Origin of the sequence: Mesorhizobium sp. M4A.F.Ca.ET.020.02.1.1 (assembly GCF_004022645.1) — a bacterium.
Lineage (GTDB): Bacteria > Pseudomonadota > Alphaproteobacteria > Rhizobiales > Rhizobiaceae > Mesorhizobium.
This window is the reverse complement of the sequence record NZ_RZOI01000010.1, coordinates 1-21545: the sequence shown is the minus strand read 5'-3', so window position 1 is coordinate 21545 and position 21545 is coordinate 1. Positions and strand designations below refer to the sequence as shown.

Genomic DNA, 21545 nt, shown 5'->3' with positions numbered 1-21545 from the left:
CTGCGAGGGGCAACGGCTTTGGAGAACTGGACCCTTCACGATCTGCGCAGGACGCTCGCGACAAATTTCGGCAGGCGGCAGGTATTGCCACACGTCATCGAGCACATACTGAATCACAAGGCAGCGTCCCTGATAGACATGGGCGAAATCTACAATCTCTATACCTACGTCAAGGAGAAGCGCGAGGTGTTGCAGATGTGGTCAAATCACATCGAATGGCTGATCAAGCAGGCTTCGGAAATGGACGCTCTGGCGGCGTAGCTGCTGGCATGGGCGGAAGATGCGGCGCAACAATCATCAGAGCCTCATCGAATTGGAGATCATGCTTGACCAGCAAATGCGCGGCCAATGCTTCGATGGCCGACCTGTGATCGAGTACTAGCCGGGCCGTGCGATCTTCGATCCGCCCCCAATCGGGGCGGCGCGGCATCAGGAACCGCAACTCACCATAGATTCGCTTGGCATCCGCGTAGTCGCTGCTCCCCTCATTCTCGTCGGACGCATTCATCGCCATATCGAACGGGTCCAGATAGCCTTCGAATGCGGATTCTGCAAAAGGACCTGCCAGACACGTAACTATCTCCCGGATCGCACAATCGCGTTCCAAATATCGATCCATATCGTCCTCGAAAATCGGCTTTCGCTTCGAGGTGAATCCTTGCGCTGAATAAAAACCCGCGCCTTCGACAACACCACGGTAATCTCCGTCACCGGGGTCGGGGTAAATACTAACACTTGAGAAAGCAGGGAGTTTACGGTCGTCGTCGAACATCTGACGGTTCAAAACGATGGCGGCCACCGCGTGCCCGGCTTCGTGGTGCGCCACAAACGGGAGATATTGGGAGGCTACATTCATGCGGTGCGGCTCTCAGGTCTAGTTTGCTTTTGCGCATAGGACCGCAATCGTCGTGCCAACTGGGAAAATCGTTTCGGACAGTGCGATCGCTCCGATAGCGTTGTGTCTCCTGTCTGACATTGTTGGGAAGTCGACACGCGCCCGTCGCAATGCGGTCGACCTTCCGCGCGAGTTGGGTGACCCGTGAAGGCGGCCGACCAGGACGATGTTGCGCTGATCGGCGACGAAGGCGCCGCCGGGCGAGATCGCGCATCAGGGGTTCGGTGACCGGCGTGTCGGCGAAGTCGAAGTCGTCGATGTCCTTGGCCAGCGGCAACTTGGCGACGGCGAACTGGTATTTGATGGAGCGGGCCTGCTTCTCCGATATCTCGGCTTGCAAGAGATCACCGACAATCCTGGGCGGCTCGTGCCGTCGCTTGATGGCGACGCGCCCATGATCTCGTCATAGGCGCTGCGCATTCCGTAGAGCTTCAGCGCTCCCATCAGTTCCAGTACCTCGGTGCGTTCCATGGCTGTTTGTCCTCCTGAGACTGCCATAGCAGGCGCAGTCGGCGACCGGCTCGTGAGCTAGCTTCAGCGCCTGGGGAATGGAAAGGATCGTGCCCGCCGCCGGATCGCGGCTGCGGGCCAGGATGTTGAGGATCACCGCCGCCGAACAGACGCCATGCTCGAGCGCTTCCTGGCAGGCGCTCTCGACCGCGCTCAATCCGTCGGTCAGAACGCAGGTGAGGATCGACACCATCTGCCGGTCGCCGTCATCGGCCGCCCCTAGCTTGCGGCGCACCTTCTCCATGGCTGATGGCAGAACCCATTCCCGGAAAGGCGCGCCGTTGCGCAGGCCGTTCGGTTTGCGGGCCAGCACCGGCACGTAGTGCCAGGGATCGTAGACGACCTCGTTGCGGCCGAAAGAGCGTGCGTGCTCGCCGACGACCGCGCCATCCTGGCGGATGACGATGCGGTCGGCATAAGCATGGATCTCGACCGGCCGACCGACGGCGCTCGACAGCACCGAGTATTTGTTGTTGTCGAAGCGCAGCGTGCAGGTCTTCGACACCGACGCGGGAATGCAATGGTAGCCGTCGAAGCGACCGGCATAGGGAATGAAGCTGGCGCGTTCTTCTTCGAATACGTCCCAGATCGTGCGCTCACCCTGTTCGGGATGCCGACGCGCCTTGGCATTGGGCAACGCATTTGTCGGCCAGCCAGCCGTTGAGATCCTCCAACGTCTTGAAGCGCAGCCTCGGTGTGAAGAAGCGCTCGCGCACCAGCCCGACCTGGTTCTCGACTTGCCCCTTCTCCCAGCCCGCCGCCGGTGTGCAGGCCTCCGGCTCGACAAGGTAATGCCCCGCACATCTGCGCAAAGCGGCGGTTGTAGCGGCGATCCCTGCCGATGAAGATCGCGTCCACCGCCGTCTTCATGTTGTCGTAGATGCCGCGCGTGCAGGCGCCACGGAAGAAGGCGAACGCCCGGTCATGCGCGTCGAACACCATCTCCTGCGTCTCGCGCGGATAGGCCCTCACGAAGAACATGCGGCTGTGGCAGAGCCGCATGTGCGCGACCTTCACTGTCACCGTCACGCCGTCGAGCAGGACGATCTCGTGACTCCAGTCGAACTGGTAGGCCTCGCCAGGTGCAAAACTCAGCGGAATGTAGGCCTCGGCCACGGCGCTGCCGCGTTCCGCCGCCCAGCTCTGAGCATGCCGCCACCCCGAACTGTAGCTGCCGTCATAGCCGAGGCCGCGAAGCTCCTCGAAAATACGGATCAGCGTCAGCCGCTCCCGCTGCGGCTTGGCCGCATTCGCCGACAGCAGCCGGTCCAGCGTCTCACGCCAAGCTCCCATGCGGGGATAGGGCTGGTGCTTGCGCTCGTAGCGGAACTCCGTCTCCTCAGAACGCAGGACCTTGCGCACCACCTTGCGCGAGATCTTCAGCTCACGGCAGATCGCTTTGATCGACTTCCCCTGGACCAGCGACAGCCGACGTATCTTTGCAATCGTCTCCAAAACCAACATCCAAAACACAAACGCCTCCGATCAAACCGGAGGCATCTTGATGACCCCATCGTTAAGGGGTCCCGTTTGGACGAAAATCACCCCTTAAACAGGGTCCTCATCCACGAAAAATCAATGCACTACCTTCCAAAGCTGAGAGAGATCGCCACCGACCGCTTTGAAGGGGCTTTCGGCGGTCTCGTCAGCGAGGTTGTGGCATGAAGAAACATCAATCCACCGCATTGGGCCGAAGCATGCCACGGGCTCATGCCGCGGAGAGCGGGAAGATATTCTTGAAAGAAGCGGTCTCCGACATCAATACCGACAGGATCGGCAGCTTTCTCACGTCACTTGAGGTCGAGCGTGGCAGTTGCGACCCGCAATGCAAGGCTGGCGGCGATGCATACCTTTGCGCGGTCCCTGATCTCGGAGCACCCCGAATATATGGATACGCTGCAACTGGTGGTGACACTTCCCTTCAAGAGGGCGCGCGGGTGGCACCTGTCGAATATCTCGAAGGGCCCGGAAAATCAAGAGCGTCCTGGCGCGTATTGACCGCCGCACGCCTCTGGACAGCGGGATTACGCGCTGTTCTCGCTGATGTTCAATACGGATGCACGAGTTCAGGAAATCCTGAAACTTCGAATTTTGACCTTCGTCTGGTATCGCCCTGTCCCGCCGAGCAAAGGGGCTTTCTCAACGACCGCGGCACACCGCTGACCCGGTTCGGTGTTCGATACTTGCTGCGCAAACATTTTGATATGGCTGCGGGGGAAGGAACCACCCTGGCGGAAAAAAGCATCCATCACCGCTCTTTGAGGCACACGACGGCCATCCACCTTGTCAAGGCGGGTGTTGACATCGCCACCATCAGTCAATGGCTAGCCACTCGGGGCTGAACGTAACGTGCGCTACGCCCGGGCCGGTATCGATATGAAGCGGCAAGCGCTCGAACAAGTCTTTCCCGACGTGATGTCATCGGCAAAAGATCAGACAATCATCGCTATGATGGCGGGATGTTACGCTGGCTGCAGCGCTTGTAGACGCTCAGTTATGTGGAGTTGTATCGTGGGAAGTCGCGCGTCTGTGGGCTCTTGCGTTGTCAGCTCCACATCTCTCCGCAGTGCACGTTGTCGCTGTCGAAGAGCCGTCTGTTCATGACTTCGTGCTGGCACGGCAAGGATTGTCCATATTGTGGGCGTCTTGCGCTTGCCGAGCTTGTCCGAAATCCAGCGCCGGATCAGGCGTGAACACTGTTGCGTAGTTCGTCAGCCAGAGCGCGGAGAACGTCGGCGCTCCCTTCCAGCGCCGTAAAAGCGTAGGGATTGAGGAACTGTCGGCCCCAGAACAGATTGCGATCTGTGCCGGATAGCGCAGCTTCCTCGCTGACACGCGGCCAATTCTCCGCAATGCATCGGAGCTGGCCTTCAACAATCGCAAGAGCTTCCGGCGCGCTGAGCAGGAAGTGATGCGCGGCTTCAAGGCACGACGCGATCCGGCTCATGCGGTTATTGCCGCTGATGAGCATGGCCTGGCTGGCCTCCTGGCCACTGCGGGCCTGCGGACAAATATCGTAAGCAGGCGTGAGGGTGAGCTTAGCCCCGTCCCAGAATGCCGCATGGTTGCGGGCATGATCGTCGGTGTTGCCGCAAAGTATGTTGAAGACAATGCGGCCGAACAACTCGCGCAGAGTTTCCGACGGCGCGGTGAATCGGTGGCGAATGATCTCCGCCAAATCCTGGTAGCTGGCGTAACGCGCCATCATCTCATCGAGCGCGAGCATCGTCAGCGCTGAGACCATGGATTTGCGTTGCCAGCCGCCCGTGACCTTGATCCGGTCGAATCGCTCGACGAGCAACACGTCCTTGCCTGCGGCGCGAACGAGCGAGACGGATGCCGCTCTGATGCCGCACAAGGCGGCAAGCCGCATGGCTATGAATTCTCCTTTGACGACGCTGTAAAGGTCGGCAGACGAGGAAAATTTCGCGACATGCTTGACGGCGTCGTCCTCGATCAGCGCCTTTGGCCTTGCGCCGCCGATCGAGCTGCCGTGATGCAGCGCCTGATCTAATTCGGGGGTGAGCGGAATACCTTTCTCTACCCGCTCCGCCGATTGGACAAGCTCTTCGAGAGTGGCATTGGCCAGTGCGCGCGGCTCGTAATTCGTCGGCGAAAACTGAAAATCGAGCGCGCCGATGCGGTCCGAGCCTGATTCCAGCAGGAACGTCAGTTCTGAAATATCGAGCCGCGCGATTTCATCGCCCTTCACACCGAATTTTCGGTTTAGGATAACCCGTCGTCCCCAGGCATCGGGGGCAGCATCGCGGATGCATCCCGGCATGGTTAGGCCAGGAAGCAAAGGCAATTCGCCTGCCTTCAGGGGCAGTTCCGGGAGATAAAGCGGGATCGCGCTGCCCAGTTCACGAAAGCTCCTGCCATAGTTGAAGCTGACGAGTCCGTCATGGGCATATAGCCGCCCGGCGACAACCGGCGCGGTCTCGCCCGGCAGCCAGACCCAGACATAGGCTTCGTCGTACTTGGGGACCTTAGAACTCATCGACGATCTGCTTGCCGGCCTTGTAGACGTGCTTCGGCAGCAGCGCGATGCGATCGTCCATGCGGCCTGTGAGGGCTGTGATGCCCTTGCCGTCGGCATCGAACAGCTTCACACCGACAATGGCAGCAGCTTCGAACATCAGTCCGATTTCAACTTTGGGATCGCCCTTCTCGATGCGCTGCAGGGTGCTGCGTGAAACACCGATTCTCTCGGCTAACTCCTGTGCGGTTAACCGGTGCTGCATCCGGCCCAGCCGGATGGTCTTACCGAAAAGGCCAAGCGCTTCCATTGCGTAGCGCGAATAGGTGCGTTTATGCGTTGCCGTCATTCGGGTCTCCGTGACCTATCCATGAGCCATATCACTTCATTTCGACCTTTATATAGGTAATGTCGCAGAGCGACTGCCAAAGTCAAGCCTCCGTATCGTATGATCCAAATCCCCCTGATTCGACTTTATATGCAGCAAGAGTTCGCATCACGGCTACGTTCGGAAAGCGAGGTAGAATGCGACGGGAGACGCAAGCGTTACCCATCCGAACAAGAACGGCGAATATTGCCTACGGCTCCTGCACAACCGGCCAGCTCTGCGCGCCTCGGGCGAGGCGGAGATCTGGCGCTGGACCGCGGACAGCCTTGAGATGCCTCGCATGAGTCATTCGATGGGCGGTCCCTGGTGCCACTACGCCAAGCGCGATGAAGATTTGCGGTCTTCGTCGCGCGCAACGGCGAAAGCGTGCAGGAGGATGGCTCGGGTCAGGGTGGACAAGCATCTGCGTAACAATTTGCTTTTCGAGGACGGGACGAGTCCAGGTTGGCCGCTGCTCAAGGCGCTGGCTCCGCAGCAGAGCCGAGTGAACTGGAGGGTCTGGTCCGGCGTCGAGGCACGGCGCAAGGCCTGCCGCGACGGGCGCGGATAGTGCTGCTGGCCAGCGAGAGGATGTAGAACAAGGAAATTGCCTTACGCCTTGGTGCAACGCCCAACACAGTGGGCACATTGCGTCGGCGCTTTGCCGAACAGCGGCTCGATAGCCTTTACGATGAACCGCGTCCCGGCGCGCCCGATGAGGAGATTGCCGAGACGATCCGGTTGACGCTGGGAGACGACGCCGCGGGACGCAACCCACTAGCCTGACTCTGCAATCTTGAGGAGCGCCAAGTTTATTCTGGCGTGCGGCGAGCTCAACGCCGAGCCGCCTGGCATCGATGCACGACACGACGTGATGCGGCGGTGTCGCACGGGTTCTCACGGTTTGTGGCTTCGGGATCGCGCGGAAGGCCACGCTTTTCTGGCGGCTCGCGCACCGGTGCCAGACGGCCGTCGGGACCTTAAAATCGACGGGATGACCGGCGGACAACACCTCCACGCCGGCCATACCAGGCCTGGCGGACCGCCCGGACAATCCTGAGATCCTGGCCAACGTCGGCGCCGCTTGGATAGCCGCGATTGAATGGATTGCGCGCAGAGGCATTGTGCGTCCTTAATGCACGCATGGTCTTACGTGCTCAGCGTCAGAAACGACTGCGCTTAAAACGTCAGCTTGAAGCCGGCCGACAGGGTCAAGGCATAGAAGTCCATGCCAGCGCTATCCTTGTGGGTTCCTTGTTCGCCGGTCGCGATGCTGTAGGCCGTTTTCTAGCCTTTGTTGCGAAAATATTTGTCGACATTGCCGGCCAGGAAGACGCTGGCGCGGTCGGTCATCTGATAATCGATCTTGGCGCCGGCCGAGATAAACGGCACCGTGAAGAAGTCGTCCTCAAATCGCAGGCCGCGCCCCTCCTCGCGCAGCCAGTGATGGTCAACAGCGCTTGCATCAACGGTGAAGCCGCTGCGGAGCAGACCCGAGAGCGTCAAGTTCCCGAGCGTCGTGGTCGCTTTCGCGCCAAGGAACAGGCCGAAATAGCGCTGTTCGTAATCGATGACCGGTTCGCCGTCCGGGAACTTGCCGCGATCCTCGCGAAAGCCGAAGCCGTCCCCACTATATATGTACGAACCGCCATAGGCCTTCCACTTTATGTTGGTGTATTTGAAGCCGCCATGAAGGTTGATAACCGTGGCATCGTTGATCACGAAGTCTGGGCCTGCTGCCATGTCAAGGTTGATGTAGCGGTCAAGGCGGGTGTCGGGGTGGATTGACTGATCCGACCAATCCTGTCCGGCAATACGCCGTTGGCTGAGATGGTCCAGTTCTTCCAGACCTCGGCCTTTAGCCCGGTGGTCAGAACCGGCGCGCCGGTTTCCCAGATCAATTTGCTGATACGATTGCCCACTTCGTCGTAGAAAAGCTCGTTGCCCTTTAGCCAGGTGTAGCCAACGCCACCAAGAAACACGACGCTCTTGTCGGGCGCTGAATAGGTGGTCGAATGCGCCGCCATGGCGATGGTCGACGATGTGCAGAACGTGCCGAAAGCAAGAATTGCAAATGCTGATGTGCAGCGATTCATGGGGCCTCCTCGGGATATCGTTGGTGATCTTTCGTTGAACGACGGCGGCTCACAGCGCCCGTTCGCAGGCGTTGTTTGTCGCGGCGACCATTGCTGGGCATTGGTGCAAAGACGTTGAACTCCGATGCGATGTCCGGGACGGCTTTGGTCATTGCCCTTTGTCTGGTGCGCTGCATAGAACGGCTTGGTCCGCCCACTATCGCGTTGCCGGGCCATATAAGAGATTTGGCCCGACGCGAGAGGCGGCACTCGTGGCCAGAGAACGGGATCGCACCGGCCGCCACGCTGTCAAAATGCCGAAGTTGGTGATCCGGCACGACGCTTAGCTTGTTCCCGCTCTTTGGCGATGAAGCGTTCCAGCGTGTGAATCTTGAGCACACCTGAAATCACTTCGCCGCCGAGAACCAACGCCGGCGTGACGTTGATGTACAGCTCCCTGGCGAGCGCGCAATTGCGCTCGAGGACGTTTTCGATGGCGCGGTCTTCCATGTCCCGCTTGAGCTGCTCAACCTCGAGGCCAACGTGTCGTGCGATAGTCAAGATGTCGAATTCGCTGAGCTGCGCGACCGCTCCGGGACGTGGGACTTTCAGTAAGCGCCCCGAACCAGCCTATTTCCTTTCACAGCCAACCGCGCCGCTTGAAAAAGAGATACGGAACCACGGCGGAGAGCACCATCAGACCCAGCGCAAAAGGATAGCCCAGAAGCCATTTTAGCTCGGGCATGGCATCGAAGTTCATGCCGTAGATCGAGGCAACCAGCGTCGGCGGCAAAAACACGACGGCAGCGACCGAGAAAATCTTGATGATCTGGTTCTGCTCCAGATTGATGAGACCCAGCGTCGCGTCCAGCAGGAAGTTGATCTTGTTGGACAGGAAGGTCGCATGGTCGCTGAGGAACGTGGCATCGCGCTGGACGAGCTTGATACGTTGCCGGATTTCCTTCTGCAACTTGCGACCGGACGACGCGACTGCCCAGCTGGTCGAGTCACTCGCGCTATGGTAGGCGACGAGCCGCGCGATGCTCACGAGACTCTCCTGAATTTTCGTCAGCAGCTCACCCTTCCGGCCGATTCGCTCGACAAGGGATTGAAGGTTGCGTGTCTTCTTCGAGGCGCTCGGAGACGTGTTGCGAAAAATTTCGCGTGAGAGTGCATCAATCTCGTCGCCGATGCGCTCAAGCGTGTCGGCCGCGCGGTCGATGATCGCTTCGATCAGACCCAGCATCACCAATTCGCCGGACGTGCAGGGAGGGCCGCTAGTACGCTGTGCTTTCGCCGCATAGATCAAGAACGGCTTCGGTTCGGCGTGGCGGACAGTGACGAGCGTCTGGCCCTTGATAACGAAGGTAACCGGCGCTTTGACAGGGTCCTCGCCCTCGATATTCGCGACCGCGGTGATCGTCATGAACTCGGCGCCGTCTTCATGATAAAGACGGTCCGACAACTCGATTTCCGCCATCTCGTCGCGCGTCGGGATATCAATGGCCAGATGCGCCTTAACAAGCTTCACTTCCTCAACAGTCGGGTTGAGGAGGTCGAGCCAGAGAGCACCGAGAGCTTCGGCCTCCGGCAAGCCGTCAATTGCTGTCAGATGGCCGTTCTGGCCCGTGTAGATGCGCAGCATTTATGGCTCCTTCGGCAAGGCAGTATGCCGCCCGCGGAGCCTTTCCGTAACCGGGGCTGAAGCGCTCTACACTGATCTCGGTCATTTTGGCCGCCGGCCGATTGTGCTGGCTTGGCTGGCGATCGCATTTCCGTGCCTGCTGCTTAGCTATTTCGGGCAGGGCGCGTTCGTTCTTTCCCGAGGCGGGACGATCTGACATCCATTCTTCGAGATGACCACGGCTGGACGTTGGTGCCGATGGCGGTGATGGCTACGGCGGCAACTGTGATCGCCAGCCAGGTCGTGATTCCGGCGCTTATTCACTTGTGCGACAGGCCGTCCAGCTCAACATGCTTCCGCGCTTCGAAATCCGGCATACATCCGAAATGCAATTCGGGCAGATATACCTGCCGCGCGTCAACCTGCTGCTCGCATGGTCGGTCATGTTGCGGTCATCGGCTTTGGTGAGTCCAGCGCCCTCCCGTCAGCCTATGGCATATCGGTCACGGGCGAAATGGTTGTGACGACAATCCTGCTCCACGTCGTGATGAGGCGTATCTGGAGGTGGACGCTCCTCCCGGCGCTCGGCCTTGCGCTCGTCTTCGGGGTGGTCGATGTCGGCTTCTTCTCGGCGAATATCATGAAAGTGCTCGACGGCGGCTGGGTCTCAATCCTTGTCGCCGGCGTGTGGTCGTGATGACTTGGGTTCGCGGAACCCGCCTCCTCTTCGAGAAGTCCCGCAAGAGCGAAGTCCCGCTCGATTTGGTTGCCGAGCAGATGACTGCCAAGGTGCCGTCGCGGGAGTGGTTGGAATTGTGAGTTGGCGTAGTCTCCGGGGTGTCAACCTCGAATCATCCGGCCTTGCGGTGCCGGACAGGAGACTACGCCATGACAAGGACTACCATGAAAGCCGAAGCCGTTCATCCGGGGGATGAGGCGACGAGCTATCTTTTCGACAACTGGTTTGATCCGATCGAAGCTGGCCTGCGCGAGCGGGTGCGCGGCTTCATCGAGACGATGCTCGAGACCGAGTTGGAAGCGGTGCTTGCCCGTCCCCGTTATGGCCGGCAGCCGGCGGCGCGCCAGTGATGAGACCACCGGTGTCGCCGGCCACCGCCACGGCAGCCGGACGCGCACGCTGACGGGGATCTTCGGCACCACTGAGATCACGGTTCCGCGGGCGCGCCTCGATGTCGACGAGGACAAGACGGTGGAATGGAGGAGCAAGGCTCTGCGCGCCTATCAGCGGCGCACGAAGGCCGCCGACGCACTGATCGCGTCGAGCTACCTGGCGGGCACGAACACGCGACGCGTCCGTCGTGCGCTTGCCGCCTTGTTCGGCGGCGCGATCGGCAAGGACGTCGTCAGCCGCACCTGGCGCAAGGTGAAGACGGACTGGGACGCCTGGAAGGGTCGCTCGCTGGCCGACGAGCCCGATCGTGCGCCTGATCCTCGACGGGACGGTGGTTCGTGTCAGGCTCGACCGCAAGGCGACCTCGATCTCGCTGCTCGTTGTCATCGGCGTGCGCGCGGACGGCCACAAGATCCTGCTCGCGGTCAAGAACATGGGCGGCGAGACGACCGAGGCCTGGCGGGCGATCCTCGACGATCTCGTCGCACGCGGCCTCCGCCGCCCTGAGTTCCCCATCGTCGACGGCGCACCCGGCTTGGACGGGGCGATCGCCGGGCTGTGGGACGGGGTGCCGGTTCAAAGATGCACGGTTCACAAGCACCGCAACCTGCTCGCCCACGCTCCCGAGCGCCTGCACGAGGAGATCAGCGCCGATTACACCGACATGATCTACGCGGCCACGCCGGAGGAGATCGAGAGCCGCCGCAAGGCGTTCCTGCGCAAATGGCGGCTCAAGTGCCGGGCGGTGGCCGACAGCCTGGAGGAGGCCGGTGAGCGCCTCTTCGCCTTCACGCGCCTGCCGCCGAGCCGGTGGAAAAGCACCAGAACTACAAACGCGATTGAGCGTCTGCATGAAGAGTTCAAGCGGCGCATCAAGACCCAGACCGTGCTGCCTTCGGCCGAAACCGCGGCAAATGTTGTTCTGGGCGTTGATTGCGTCCGGCCAAATCTCGATGCGAAAAATCCACGGATGGCACACGCTCCCCGCCAAGCCACTCGATCAGCAGATTGACCTCGCCGCATGAACCGATAACCTCAATTTACCGGAGGCTGCTCCGCCAAATTCCAACACGATCCGCTACGGCACCGACGCCAGCGCCGTCCTGGTGGTGGCCGGCGATGTCGAGCCGGAAACGGTCAAGGCGCTGGCCGATAAGACGTAGGGAACCGTGCCGACGGCTCCTGGTCTAACCCGCATCCGCCCAGTCGAGCCGGAGCAAAACGCCAAGCGCACGGTGACGCTGACCGACGTGCGCATTTCGGTGCCGCGCTTTTCCACGCAATGGATGGTGCCGTCCTATCATACGGCCGCACCCGGCGAGGCCGAGGCGCTCGACTGCTGGCCGACATCCTCGGCGGCGGGACCCGCAGCCGGCTATACCAGCAGTTTTCGACCGCATACGCGCCCAGCTTCTCTCCGAAATCATTGCCAATGAGCGCGAACCTCACGCGATCGCCGAGCTGGCCTGGCGGCGCGGATCTACGGCACGCATCCGTATTCGAGATCGCCCAAGGGAGCCTGACCAGCGTAACGCCCGCCGATCTAAGCGCCTTCCACAAAGCCGCTTTCGCCCGCGAAGGGCTGAATGTGGCGGTCGTAGGCGACATAGATGCCAAAGCCCTGAGAGCAAGGCTCGACCAGCTGTTCGGCGATTTGCCTCAGAAACAGGCGCTCGCCCCCGTACCTGATGTCGCCCCGAAGCGGCGAGCGGACACAGGTCGCATACGCCCTCCCCCAGACTTCGCTCCAGCTGGCTTTTCCCGCCATGGGACGCAACGACCCGGAATTCTACGCGGGACAGCTGATGAACGATATAGTCGGAGGCTCACGATTTACCTCACGTCTGTTCCAGGAAGTGCGCGAAAAGCGCGGCCTTGCCTACGGTGTCTCGTCCAGCTTGGAAGGCTACCAGCATTCCAACCTGCTTGTCGTGACGACGTCGACGCGCGCCGACAGGGCGGCCGAGACGCTCGACCTGATAAGACAACTAATCAAGGAGCTGGTGGACACAGGCCCAACAGCGGCCGAACTCGAAGCGAGCAAGAAGTATCTGATCGGCGCCTATGCTATCGACAATCTGGGTTCCTCCAGGTCGATTTCCGCCAGGCTTGTCGGGTTGCAGCTCGACAAACTCGGCATAGACTACATCCAGCGCCGCCCGGCCCTCATTGAGCAGGTGATCCTCGACCAGGCAGGGCGGCGGCGAAGAAGCTGCTTTCGGCCGAGCCCGCGATTATGGGCGTTGGCCCGTGACAGCGAATAATCCCACGCTCTACAATAGCTGAAGGACTCGCCGACCTACGTGTGGCTGATCCGACTATGGTGTGGCAGAATGAACGCCTTGAGTTCTGCCTGCTCGCCCTCGCAGACCAGGTTCTCTCCCGTGGTTCGATTCCCGACCCGAGAACGCCGTCGTTCCGAGAAAGTATTCTAACTTTTCCGTATGCCAAATACGGGAAAGTTAGGAACTCTTGAATATGAAGCGGATTATGCTAGCTTTCCCGTATCTCAGATACGGGAAAGTTAGAAAATGGCCCTTCACCTCGTTGGGGAAAACATCGATAAAACCCGCAGCCACTATCAGGCTGAAACGGGCAAGCTCGTCCAGCTAATGCGCGGCATCTATGTCGATGCCGGGGAGGATATCGAGGCCACGATACTCAAGCACGCCGTCCGCATCGCCAAATACCTGTATCCGAACGCTTACCTCTCGGCGGCGAGCGCTGTGCTTCTCGGCCCGACCCGGGATGGCCGCCTGTTCCTGAGCGGGCGACGAATACAGCGCAGGCGCTTGCGCTTGCTGGAAATCATTCAGAACGCAGCTCCCGACCACCCATCAGTCGCTCAAGCGATTGTCGATGATGGAATGGGAGAATTCCGGGCCGACGTCTCCTCGATGCGCCAGCGCTTCCTCGAAGCTTTCCGCCTGCGCAGCGAACACGCGGCATCCATCGGCGAGACGATGCGCGAGGCAATCGCGAACCGCCTCATAGAACAATACGGCAGCGCCCAGGGCGCTGCCGACGCGACATGGGCGCTTGCCCGCGCGAACCAGTGGTATCGCGAGGGCGAGCACGCCGAGCGCTTTTTCCTCCGCCCTCCACTGACCACAGAACCGGCACGCAACGGAGCCGCGCTCGATCTGATCGTGGCGTGGCACGGCGCTCCGCTCGGAAATCTCACACATGATGGTTTTGAGTGGCGCTGGAATGCAGACGATCAAGGCCCGCCACTTGTTCGCCAGACCACGCCGGGCAAGCTCCCTCCTTTCATTCTGTCGCTGCTGCCTGAAGGCTGGCTTGAGTCAGTGTTGAACGACCGCGACGAGCGCGCGACGCTACGCTCGGGAAAACGCTACATGTCCAACATCACCATCGTCGAGCGTGCGAGCGATCTCTCCGCCCTGCCGCCCGACATCCTGCTAACCCGGCTCAATGGCTTCACTAGAAACACTGTCTTCACTGGCCAGTATGCAGGGCCGGGTCGCGGCGACCTGGAGCAGAGTTTCGAACGCAATCTCGCACAGATATTCGAGCGTACTGATACGCCTCGCCTTTCGGGTGTTCAGATCAAAGCGCCTATGTTCCTCAGTGCGGATGGCACCCTCTCTCCCAGTATCGGCCGGCCTTTTACCCACATTCTCAAACCTGCGGGTACGGGCGGATTTGAGGCCCTGCCAGTTATCGAATGGCAGTCGCTCGCTTTGGGCAGCGCGGCCGGTTTCAAGACGCCCGCGACAGCGCTCGTCCCGATGCCTGACGGGATGCCTCCGGCGCTACTCGTGGAGCGGTTCGATATCAGAACGAGCCTCGAGGACAAACACCTGCTCGCGCTTGAGGACTTCTGCTCGGTACTTGGCGTGCCCACCGAAGCAAAATACGACGGCACGATGGAGCGCATCGCGCGGGCACTAAGGCCGCTATCGACCTCTCCCGAAGAAGACGCCCTGCTTGTCCTGAAGCGATCCTTATTCGCCTGGCTGATCGCCGATGGCGACATGCACCTGAAGAACATGGCACTGCTGGAAATCGCAGAGCCCGGCAGCACGCAATTCAGCTCAGTTCGCATGGCTCCGCTCTACGACGCGGTCACGACTCGCGTGTTTCCACGCCTCGAAAAAGACCGGATGGCCCTCAAGCTAAACGGCAAGGACGATCGTCTGCGGCGCGCCGACTTCAAGGCTTTCGCGAGCACGGCTGGCCTCAAGGCAGCCGATGCGGATACCAGCATCGACGATCTTGTTGCAGCCCTCTCACGCGCGCTCAACCACCTCGAATTGCCGCCGCCTCTATCAGACGGCTCTCAAGGCGCGAAGATGGCGGAGCAAATGCGCGCGATTGTCCACGAACGCATCGAAGGGTTTGCATAGATGATCGATCTAACTGATACGCCGGTTTCCATGGACCGCACTTCCCAGCCGTGATGGGCGAGACCGCCCCGACAAAGCTTGGCAAGGGCTCGAAAGTTCAGGCTAATGATAGATGCTCAGTGGAGGGCCTATTTTCTAGCGCCGGCGACGTAGCCGCTCGATCGTCTGCACAATCCCTTCGGGCGTGGGCTGGCGCAGTCGATGCGGTCGAGATCTCTGCTCGTCGTGGCAATGTTCACGGTGGTCTTTTTGGAGATCCATCCATTCCAGGACGGCAATGGAAGGCTATCGCGTTCTGACGACGCTTCTACTGATGCGCAGTGGCTATGCTTATGTGCCTTACTCTTCGCTCGAAAGCGTGATCGAGAACAGCAAGGAGGGCTACTATCTGGCGCTTCGGCAAACTCAAAAAACGATCCGCAGTCCGAGGCCTAATTGGCAGCCCTGGGCTGTTTATTTCCTGCGCGCTCTTCAGCAGCAAAAGCAGCGGCTTGAGAAGAAAATCGAGCGCGAGCGTCTCGTGCTCGGCACGCTTCCGGAACTCTCCCTTCAAATAGTTGAAGCCATCAAGGAGCGCGGGCGAATGACCATTGGCGAGATCGTCAACCTGACCGGTGCAAACCGGAACACCGTCAAAAAACATGTGGCAACCCTGGTCGAAATAAACCATCTAGCCCCAACATGGAACCGGCAAGGGAACGTGGTACGGCAGACGTTAACACAGACTACTTTATGTGATTCAACCCAGGAAACGCACCACGTCCATTTACTTTGAACACCATATGATAAGGAACACTCTTTCCGAGCTTAAGCCCCCGGGCAAAAAGTTTTCGAGGGCTGGTTGCCGCCGCCCTCAGTGCAATTAACCGGTATTGAGTTCCAGCTTGCCAGCAGCGGTTATCAGCGTGGAGTCGATGGCAAGTCCTCCTTTGAAGGCGGTCGCATTCGAGGGGAATGCTCTACAGGGACGACCCGCCGTAAACGACGTTCTTTCGAAAATCCCCGACTTCTTCCACCACAACGACCCCCCTTCTCGTTTTTTGGGGCGCGACCTGCACGGTCCCGAGCCCAGCTTGCAGATGATCTGCGTGCCTACGGTCGCAAAGAAGGCATCACCGTGCTGATTCTCGATTGTGGTCCCTTTTGATTTTCCACGCCAGTTTGTGGCGCTCGCGATGGGGGGCGGCAAGATCGAGGACTTTTGAAAGCAATTTCAAATCCGATGATGCTCAAAAAAGGCATTTGGCTGCACTGCTGCTATTCGGACCGATGGCCGGTACGCGCGGTGGGGAAGCCGATGTCCATTGTTCAGTTTGCACCTGATGAGAACCGCAAGCCATCGACCAGAAAAGTTCAAGAATTCTCCCTTTCAAGTTGAGTGGAATGGTCTACCAGCCGTATGGCCGAGGCCCTATAAGGAACCCGCAGGTGCGGAGTACACGCCGAGGCTCTGCCGATTATACATATCAGCTGCCTTTGAGAGGAACCCGGTTTGCCCCTGTGCCTGCCGATGATCCGCCACCTGAAATCCCCGGACCTGTTTGGCGCCGTCCATCGCCTGCCGGCACTTGGCACGTCAGTTCGCGAGCAGACATTTGTGGTCCTCAACCCGTCGAGCGGCGAAGTGCTGGCAGAACTTCCGACATGGGCGTGGAGGAGACACGGGCTGCGGTAGACAAGGCCTATGTCGCGCAGCCTGGATGGGCGGCGCTGACCGCCCGAGAGCGCAGCGACATTCTTTGGCGATGGCATCAGCTGATCATCGACCATGCAGGCGATCTCGCCGCGATTCAGACTGCGGAAATGGGCAAGCCGTTTGCCGAAGCCAAGTCGGAGGTTTCGCATGCGGCCGCGTATCTGCAATGGTACGCCGAAGAAGCCAATCGCATCTATGGCGAGACGATCTCCGCACCGTCTACAGACCGTCGGATGATGGTGATCAAGCAGCAGATCGGTGTCGTCGGCACGATTACGCCATGGAATTTCCCAGCGTCGATGGTGGCGCGCAAGATCTCGCCGGCCCTGGCGGCGGGCTGCGCGATCGTGCTCAAACCTGCTGAACAGACGCAGGTGCAATGTTTGCCCTCGCGCAGTAAGCCGGCTTTCCTGACGGCGTCGTCAACCTGGTCTATGCGTCCGAAGGTGATCGCGTGGGGCCGCGAACTCTGCTCCAATGCCAAGGTCCGAAAGATCAGCTTTACAGGCTCCACCGAGGTTGGTGCCAGTGCTCGGACCAGATCAAGAAGGTCAGCCTCGAGCTCGGCGGCAATGCGCCCTTCATCGTCTTCGACGACGTAGATATTGACGCTGCGGTTGACGGCGCGATCCAGGCGAAGTTCTGCAATGCCGGCCAGACTTGCGTTTCATCGAACCGGCTTTACGTCCAATCGAGCGTTCACGATGAGTTCGTCGAGAAGTTCGTGGAGCACTTATCGGTTGGCGACGGCTTCGCTCCGGGAGTGGACGTCGGACCACTCATCGACATGCATGCTTTGGCCAAGATCGAGTCCCACATCGCAGATGCCGTTGCCAAGGGTGGGATAATTCGATGCGGGGCCGAACGTATCGGCAAGGATGGCACCTTTTTCAAACCCACAGTCCTCACCGAGATCTCCAGCATCATGGCGGTTGCGCAAGAGGAGACTTTCGGGCCGTTGGCGCCGATCATCCGCTTCCACGATGCGGATCAGGTTGTCTGTGAGGCAAACGACACGATTTACGGGCTCGCCACCTTTCCATGCCTCGAACCTGAGGCGTGTCTGGCGCGTGGCCGAGGCATTGGAATATGGCATGATTGGCATCAATACGGGGCGTATGTCTTCGGAAGCGGCGCCCTTTGGCGGCATGAAGCAGTCCGGCATCGGGCGGGAGGGTTCCCGCCACGGGCTCGAAGACTACCTCGAAATGAAGTACCTCTGCATGGGTGGAATCTAAATGACGTCGCCCCGAGTTTCTCCAGTTTTGGGTTCGTTTCCGGCGTGGGTTGTGCGCTGCTGGGCGGGTGAAGCGACGGGGGCTGGCGCGGAGCCTTTCGCATAGCGCAGCGCGAGCGACCGTCGCGGATTGAAGGTGGTGGCGAACTTGGCCGGTGTCTGCCAGGCGATTTGGGAGTGCGGCCGCGCGGTGTTGCAGTCGGCGCGCCACAGGCGATAGCGATGCTTGCCATGCGCATGGAATGCCATTCGACCGGTTCTGATCCGCGCAGGAGAGGATGGCGTTCGAGATGAACTCGCTGGCATTATCACTGACCAGTGATGAGCCGGTTCAATTCCCGGGCAACCAAGTGCCCTCGACCGTGCTGAATAGTGCGCCTTTGCCATACCGGCGGATTAGCGCGGCCGACCTTACTTCGGCATGATGCGAGCAATTTCTGCACCAGGCGCGCAACGTATGCCACTCCCTCAGATCGCCCAGCGATACGTCGGGCCTGCATGTTTGCTGCCTTCTGCGATGGCTTGCCGACACTTTCGGCTCGCCGGGTGTGATGATCTTCTTCTGCGTCTTTCCCTCTCGGCGATATTGCCGTTCGGCCGTCCCGACCAAGGCCAAACCTCGGGCCGTTTTCCCGTTCCCGGGTCGAGCTTGAACGTCTCGTCGATGATGTTCTGGCAAGCTGCGAGCTCAACGCCGAGGCGCTTGGCATCGATGCATGGCACGACATATTGCGGCGGTGTCGCACGTGTTCGACGGTTTGGGCTTCAGGATCGTGCGGATGGGCCAGGCTTTTCTGGCGGCGCGAAACACGGGCAATGCGCGTTCAAAACCTGACAAAGGCAGAAACTTGTCAGGTTCAATCCAACCGCCATCCGGGCACTGCGGAGGGTTTTCAAAGCATATTCATGCACTTGCGCGCTGAGCCCGCTGGCATGGACCTTGCAACGCTTGCAGCAGGACGGTATGCAATGGAGCAGACGAGGATGTTCTCTCCCCTGAACCGTGTGCCGTCTCTGAGAGGGAAATAAGCTCGTGCAGAAAATCTCACAACCTTTGACAACGGCTTTGGAGAACAACGTGGTGTTGCAGATCGAGTCCCCGGCTCCTTCGATTCAAGCGGAAACCTGGCTGCGTGGCGAGCCCCTCACCAGCTTCGAGCCCGGCAAAGTGTACATCGTCGAATTTTGGGCAACTTGGTGCGGTTCGTGTGTGGACGGGATGCCCCATCTGATGCAGCTGCAGGAGAAATACAGGGAAAGCGGCGTTGAGATCGTAGGAGTCGCGGCTAGTGAACGCGCTCCAACGGCCGATGAGGCCCGAAGCACGTTGGACGCTTGGTTGACGGAAAAGTTCCCGAATCTGAACTATCGGATCGCATTCGACTCCACAGGCGAAATGGACAAGCTTTGGATGGAGCCCAGCTTTTCTTTCTGGATTCCCACCAGTTTCGTGGTCGACCGAGACGGCTGCATCGCCTTTATTGGTCAACCGACGGAACTCGATGAGGTCTTGCCGAAGGTGCTTAACGGCAGCTGGCGCACCAGCGATCAGGCAAAATCCGCCGATGCGGAGCGGATCGCGGAAGGCGAACCCATAGCGCGCGAACAAGCGCTGAAGAAGCCGATCAAGGACAGATATCGGGCGGCGGTCGAGAAAAAGGATTGGAAGACGGCGCTCTCGGCGATCGAAGAAGGCATCGCCTTGATGCCGGACAACCTCGGTTTCCGCCGTTCTCATGTGAATCTGTTGCTTCACAAAATGAAGGACATGCAGGTCGGCTTGCCCGTCATGCGCCAATTCGTTCGCGACGCGATCAACAGAAACTCCGAGAATTGGATGGTTGCGGCGTTAGACGAGCTCTTCTTTCCGAACCTTGACCATTCGCACTTTCCGTCTGCTGAGCGCTTGGCGATGGGAAAACAGCTGTCCGAACACATCCTGGCACTGAATCCCCCGGAAAGCGACAAACGTAAGCTCCTGCCTTATCGTTTGGCAGCCCTGTACTATCACGAGAGCGGCAACAAAGATCGGGCGATCGAGTTGATCGAGATGGCATTGAAATCGCAGGGCGGTCCGGAGCGTATCCGGGACCAAGATGAACAGGACGAAATATCGCATTTGCTGCAGTTCCTGGCCTACTTCAAGGGTGAGAAGGTTTGTTACGGCGCTCTGTGTGCGGCTCCAAACAATGGCCGATTCGACAGCTGGTATACCGTTTGCGGCTGACCGCCAGCTTATGTGAGGGACAGAATTGGCCGGGCGGACAGCTCTTGATGCGAACGGCGCAAACCCCCGCCCGGCTTGCGAAATCACCTGGGCCGCTCTTTTGGACCTAAGTCCGAAGGACTGCGGCCTTCTACGATGCCCGCCTTTGTTTAGGCGGGCTATGAGCTGAGCTACGGGTTTTGCCCGCTTCTAACCGTTCGCCAGCCTAGCGCAGGTGCCTCTCAACACCTCCACCACACCAAGGTTTCATGCGGGTAGCGAATTCGATCTTGGCGGCATGGCCATTAAGCACATGGGATGGCCTCGCTGGCGGCATGCCTGTGATCTGGTGCTGCAGCCCACGCTTGCCTCCGCCAGCGGTTCGATGAGGCAGCCTGTCGCACAATTGATATCAGGACTTCAATGCCGGAACACCGGCGCCACCCTCAATTCAATAAATGAGGTGTCGCGCACCACGGTTGGCTGCTTGATCCAGGCAATTCCGGCCGCCGTCATCCTCAATGAGGTGACCTCGATCAGAGCCTCGGCCTTGAATGGCATGATCGAGGTGCATGGGTGCGGCCACCGTCATTTTCGTCAATCCGAACGGGATTTCTTGCAACCGCTTTGCGGCTTTATCCAACACGCCAAGGGCCGCGCTGTCGACAGGTGGCGCGAGCTTGGCGCCGAGGCGTCCACGTCAACAGATTCTTCTGACAATCGGGACTTGTACGATCACCCCAGGGGGGCGAGAGCCCATGACGATCATCGTCGCGCCGGCCGCGATCTGAAGCAGGCGTCGGCGCGCCTCCCGCCTATCTTCTGGCGAGGCTTCGGTGAAAGACGCCGATGGCGGAACGGAAACACCAGGACCGGCTGAATAGATCCCGAGCTGTGCGATCGCGTTCGGCCAAGTTGAGGAAAGCGAGCTGAATGCAGGACTTTGCACGCTAGCACCGCGTTGCCGGGCCATATAAGAGATTTGGCCCGGCGCGAGAAGCGGCACTCGTGGCCAAAGAACGGGATCGCACCGGCCGCCACGCTGTCAAAATGCCGAAGTTGTGATCCGGCACGACGCTTAGCTTCTTCCCGCTCTTTGGCGATGAAGCGTTCCAGCGTGTGAATCTTGAGCACACCTGAAATCACTTCGTCGCCGAGAACCAACGCCGGCGTGACGTTGATGTACAGCTCCTTGGCGAGCGCGCAATTGCGCTCGAGGACGTTTTCGATGGCGCGGTCTTCCATGTCCCGCTTGAGCTGCTCAACCTCGAGGCCAACGTGTCGTGCGATAGTCAAGATGTCGAATTGGCTGAGCTGGCCGCGAGCAGCCATAAGGGCGTGATGGAACGCCTCATATTTTCCCTGTTTGCTGGAGGCGAGCGCCGCCAGTGCGGCAAATTTGGAACCCGGTCTCTTGCCCGGACAATGTTTGTAGACAACCTTCAGCATGGGAT

General features: G+C 59.7%; 18 protein-coding genes and 8 pseudogenes. 13 read left to right on the top strand and 13 right to left on the bottom strand.

The window, feature by feature from the left end:
* Positions 1-84 precede the first annotated feature (84 nt).
* On the top strand, positions 85-261 hold the full coding sequence (locus EN742_RS39070) for a hypothetical protein (RefSeq protein ID WP_245492238.1): 177 nt from the start codon (positions 85-87) through the stop codon (positions 259-261).
* Here EN742_RS39070 and EN742_RS39065 read toward each other — a convergent pair.
* From EN742_RS39065 to istA, 3 genes and pseudogenes are all read right to left on the bottom strand, one after another.
* Positions 224-856, bottom strand: coding sequence for a hypothetical protein (locus tag EN742_RS39065; protein WP_127220041.1), 633 nt, complete (start codon positions 854-856; stop codon positions 224-226). The genes EN742_RS39070 and EN742_RS39065 overlap by 38 nt on opposite strands.
* Positions 857-1048: 192 nt before the next feature.
* A pseudogene (locus EN742_RS39060) lies at positions 1049-1366 on the bottom strand (ATP-binding protein); the annotation flags it as partial.
* A pseudogene (gene istA / locus EN742_RS01815) lies at positions 1299-2869 on the bottom strand (IS21 family transposase). The pseudogenes EN742_RS39060 and istA, both read right to left, overlap by 68 nt.
* A gap of 272 nt (positions 2870-3141) precedes the next feature.
* Between istA and EN742_RS01810 the strand changes: the two are divergent.
* Complete coding sequence (locus tag EN742_RS01810) at positions 3142-3747, top strand: hypothetical protein (RefSeq protein ID WP_128332346.1); 606 nt, start codon at positions 3142-3144, stop codon at positions 3745-3747.
* A gap of 341 nt (positions 3748-4088) precedes the next feature.
* Here the strand turns inward: EN742_RS01810 and EN742_RS01805 are convergent, their stop codons facing one another.
* The 6 genes from EN742_RS01805 to EN742_RS01785 form a co-directional block, all read right to left on the bottom strand.
* Entirely contained in the window at positions 4089-5405 is a 1317-nt protein-coding gene (locus tag EN742_RS01805) for a HipA domain-containing protein (protein ID WP_128332345.1), read from the bottom strand.
* Complete coding sequence (locus EN742_RS01800; protein ID WP_029354813.1) at positions 5395-5733, bottom strand: helix-turn-helix transcriptional regulator; 339 nt, start codon at positions 5731-5733, stop codon at positions 5395-5397. Before EN742_RS01800 ends, EN742_RS01805 begins: the two co-directional genes overlap by 11 nt.
* Before the next feature lie 1305 nt (positions 5734-7038).
* Positions 7039-7506 carry an omptin family outer membrane protease gene (locus EN742_RS39055; RefSeq protein ID WP_245492240.1) on the bottom strand — a complete coding sequence of 156 codons (468 nt, stop codon included), beginning with the start codon at positions 7504-7506 and terminating at the stop codon, positions 7039-7041.
* Complete coding sequence (locus tag EN742_RS39050) at positions 7470-7847, bottom strand: hypothetical protein (protein ID WP_236387759.1); 378 nt, start codon at positions 7845-7847, stop codon at positions 7470-7472. Before EN742_RS39050 ends, EN742_RS39055 begins: the two co-directional genes overlap by 37 nt.
* Positions 7848-8135: 288 nt before the next feature.
* A complete protein-coding gene (locus EN742_RS01790) occupies positions 8136-8387 on the bottom strand; it encodes a DsbA family protein (RefSeq protein WP_281034928.1) in 252 nt (83 codons plus the stop codon).
* Between the two features lie 79 nt (positions 8388-8466).
* Complete coding sequence (locus tag EN742_RS01785; protein ID WP_029354811.1) at positions 8467-9471, bottom strand: magnesium transporter CorA family protein; 1005 nt, start codon at positions 9469-9471, stop codon at positions 8467-8469.
* 40 nt (positions 9472-9511) lie between these two features.
* Here EN742_RS01785 and EN742_RS01780 point away from each other — a divergent pair.
* The 9 genes and pseudogenes from EN742_RS01780 to EN742_RS40175 form a co-directional block, all read left to right on the top strand.
* A pseudogene (locus EN742_RS01780) lies at positions 9512-10248 on the top strand (KUP/HAK/KT family potassium transporter); the annotation flags it as partial.
* 105 nt (positions 10249-10353) lie between these two features.
* A pseudogene (locus EN742_RS01775) lies at positions 10354-11607 on the top strand (IS256 family transposase).
* A 69-nt stretch (positions 11608-11676) separates the two neighbouring features.
* Positions 11677-11966 (top strand): annotated as a pseudogene (locus tag EN742_RS01770) (insulinase family protein); the annotation flags it as partial.
* Between the two features lie 48 nt (positions 11967-12014).
* Positions 12015-12224: pseudogene (locus EN742_RS40185) on the top strand (hypothetical protein); the annotation flags it as partial.
* 46 nt (positions 12225-12270) lie between these two features.
* Positions 12271-12846, top strand: coding sequence for an insulinase family protein (locus EN742_RS01765; RefSeq protein ID WP_348632838.1), 576 nt, complete (start codon positions 12271-12273; stop codon positions 12844-12846).
* Between the two features lie 267 nt (positions 12847-13113).
* Positions 13114-14952 carry a HipA domain-containing protein gene (locus EN742_RS01760; RefSeq protein WP_128332343.1) on the top strand — a complete coding sequence of 613 codons (1839 nt, stop codon included), beginning with the start codon at positions 13114-13116 and terminating at the stop codon, positions 14950-14952.
* A 201-nt stretch (positions 14953-15153) separates the two neighbouring features.
* Positions 15154-15210: pseudogene (locus tag EN742_RS40180) on the top strand (hypothetical protein); the annotation flags it as partial.
* 19 nt (positions 15211-15229) lie between these two features.
* Complete coding sequence (locus tag EN742_RS01755) at positions 15230-15727, top strand: helix-turn-helix domain-containing protein (protein WP_051695337.1); 498 nt, start codon at positions 15230-15232, stop codon at positions 15725-15727.
* 869 nt (positions 15728-16596) lie between these two features.
* Entirely contained in the window at positions 16597-17250 is a 654-nt protein-coding gene (locus EN742_RS40175) for an aldehyde dehydrogenase family protein (protein ID WP_348632837.1), read from the top strand.
* 131 nt (positions 17251-17381) lie between these two features.
* Here EN742_RS40175 and EN742_RS40170 read toward each other — a convergent pair whose 3' ends face one another.
* A complete protein-coding gene (locus EN742_RS40170; protein WP_348632836.1) occupies positions 17382-17744 on the bottom strand; it encodes a hypothetical protein in 363 nt (120 codons plus the stop codon).
* On the opposite strand from EN742_RS40170, the gene EN742_RS40165 reads away from it, so the two are divergent.
* Complete coding sequence (locus tag EN742_RS40165) at positions 17743-17886, top strand: aldehyde dehydrogenase family protein (protein WP_277569149.1); 144 nt, start codon at positions 17743-17745, stop codon at positions 17884-17886. The two genes, EN742_RS40170 and EN742_RS40165, sit on opposite strands and share 2 nt — an antisense overlap.
* On the opposite strand, the pseudogene EN742_RS01745 reads toward EN742_RS40165, so the two are convergent.
* Positions 17883-18204 (bottom strand): annotated as a pseudogene (locus EN742_RS01745) (hypothetical protein); the annotation flags it as partial. The gene EN742_RS40165 and the pseudogene EN742_RS01745 overlap by 4 nt on opposite strands.
* A gap of 714 nt (positions 18205-18918) precedes the next feature.
* Between EN742_RS01745 and EN742_RS01735 the strand changes: the two are divergent.
* Positions 18919-20112: a TlpA disulfide reductase family protein gene (locus EN742_RS01735; protein WP_245492236.1), complete on the top strand. Its 1194-nt coding sequence runs from the start codon at positions 18919-18921 to the stop codon at positions 20110-20112.
* Positions 20113-20511: 399 nt separating this feature from the next.
* On the opposite strand, the gene EN742_RS37790 is transcribed toward EN742_RS01735, so the two are convergent.
* Together EN742_RS37790 and EN742_RS01725 are read right to left on the bottom strand one after the other, a co-directional pair.
* The gene (locus tag EN742_RS37790; protein ID WP_166488030.1) at positions 20512-20652 is read right to left on the bottom strand and encodes a hypothetical protein; all 141 of its coding nucleotides are present in this window, start codon (positions 20650-20652) and stop codon (positions 20512-20514) included.
* A gap of 204 nt (positions 20653-20856) precedes the next feature.
* Positions 20857-21545: DsbA family protein (locus tag EN742_RS01725; RefSeq protein ID WP_148670011.1), on the bottom strand; the 689-nt coding region annotated here is incomplete at its 5' end.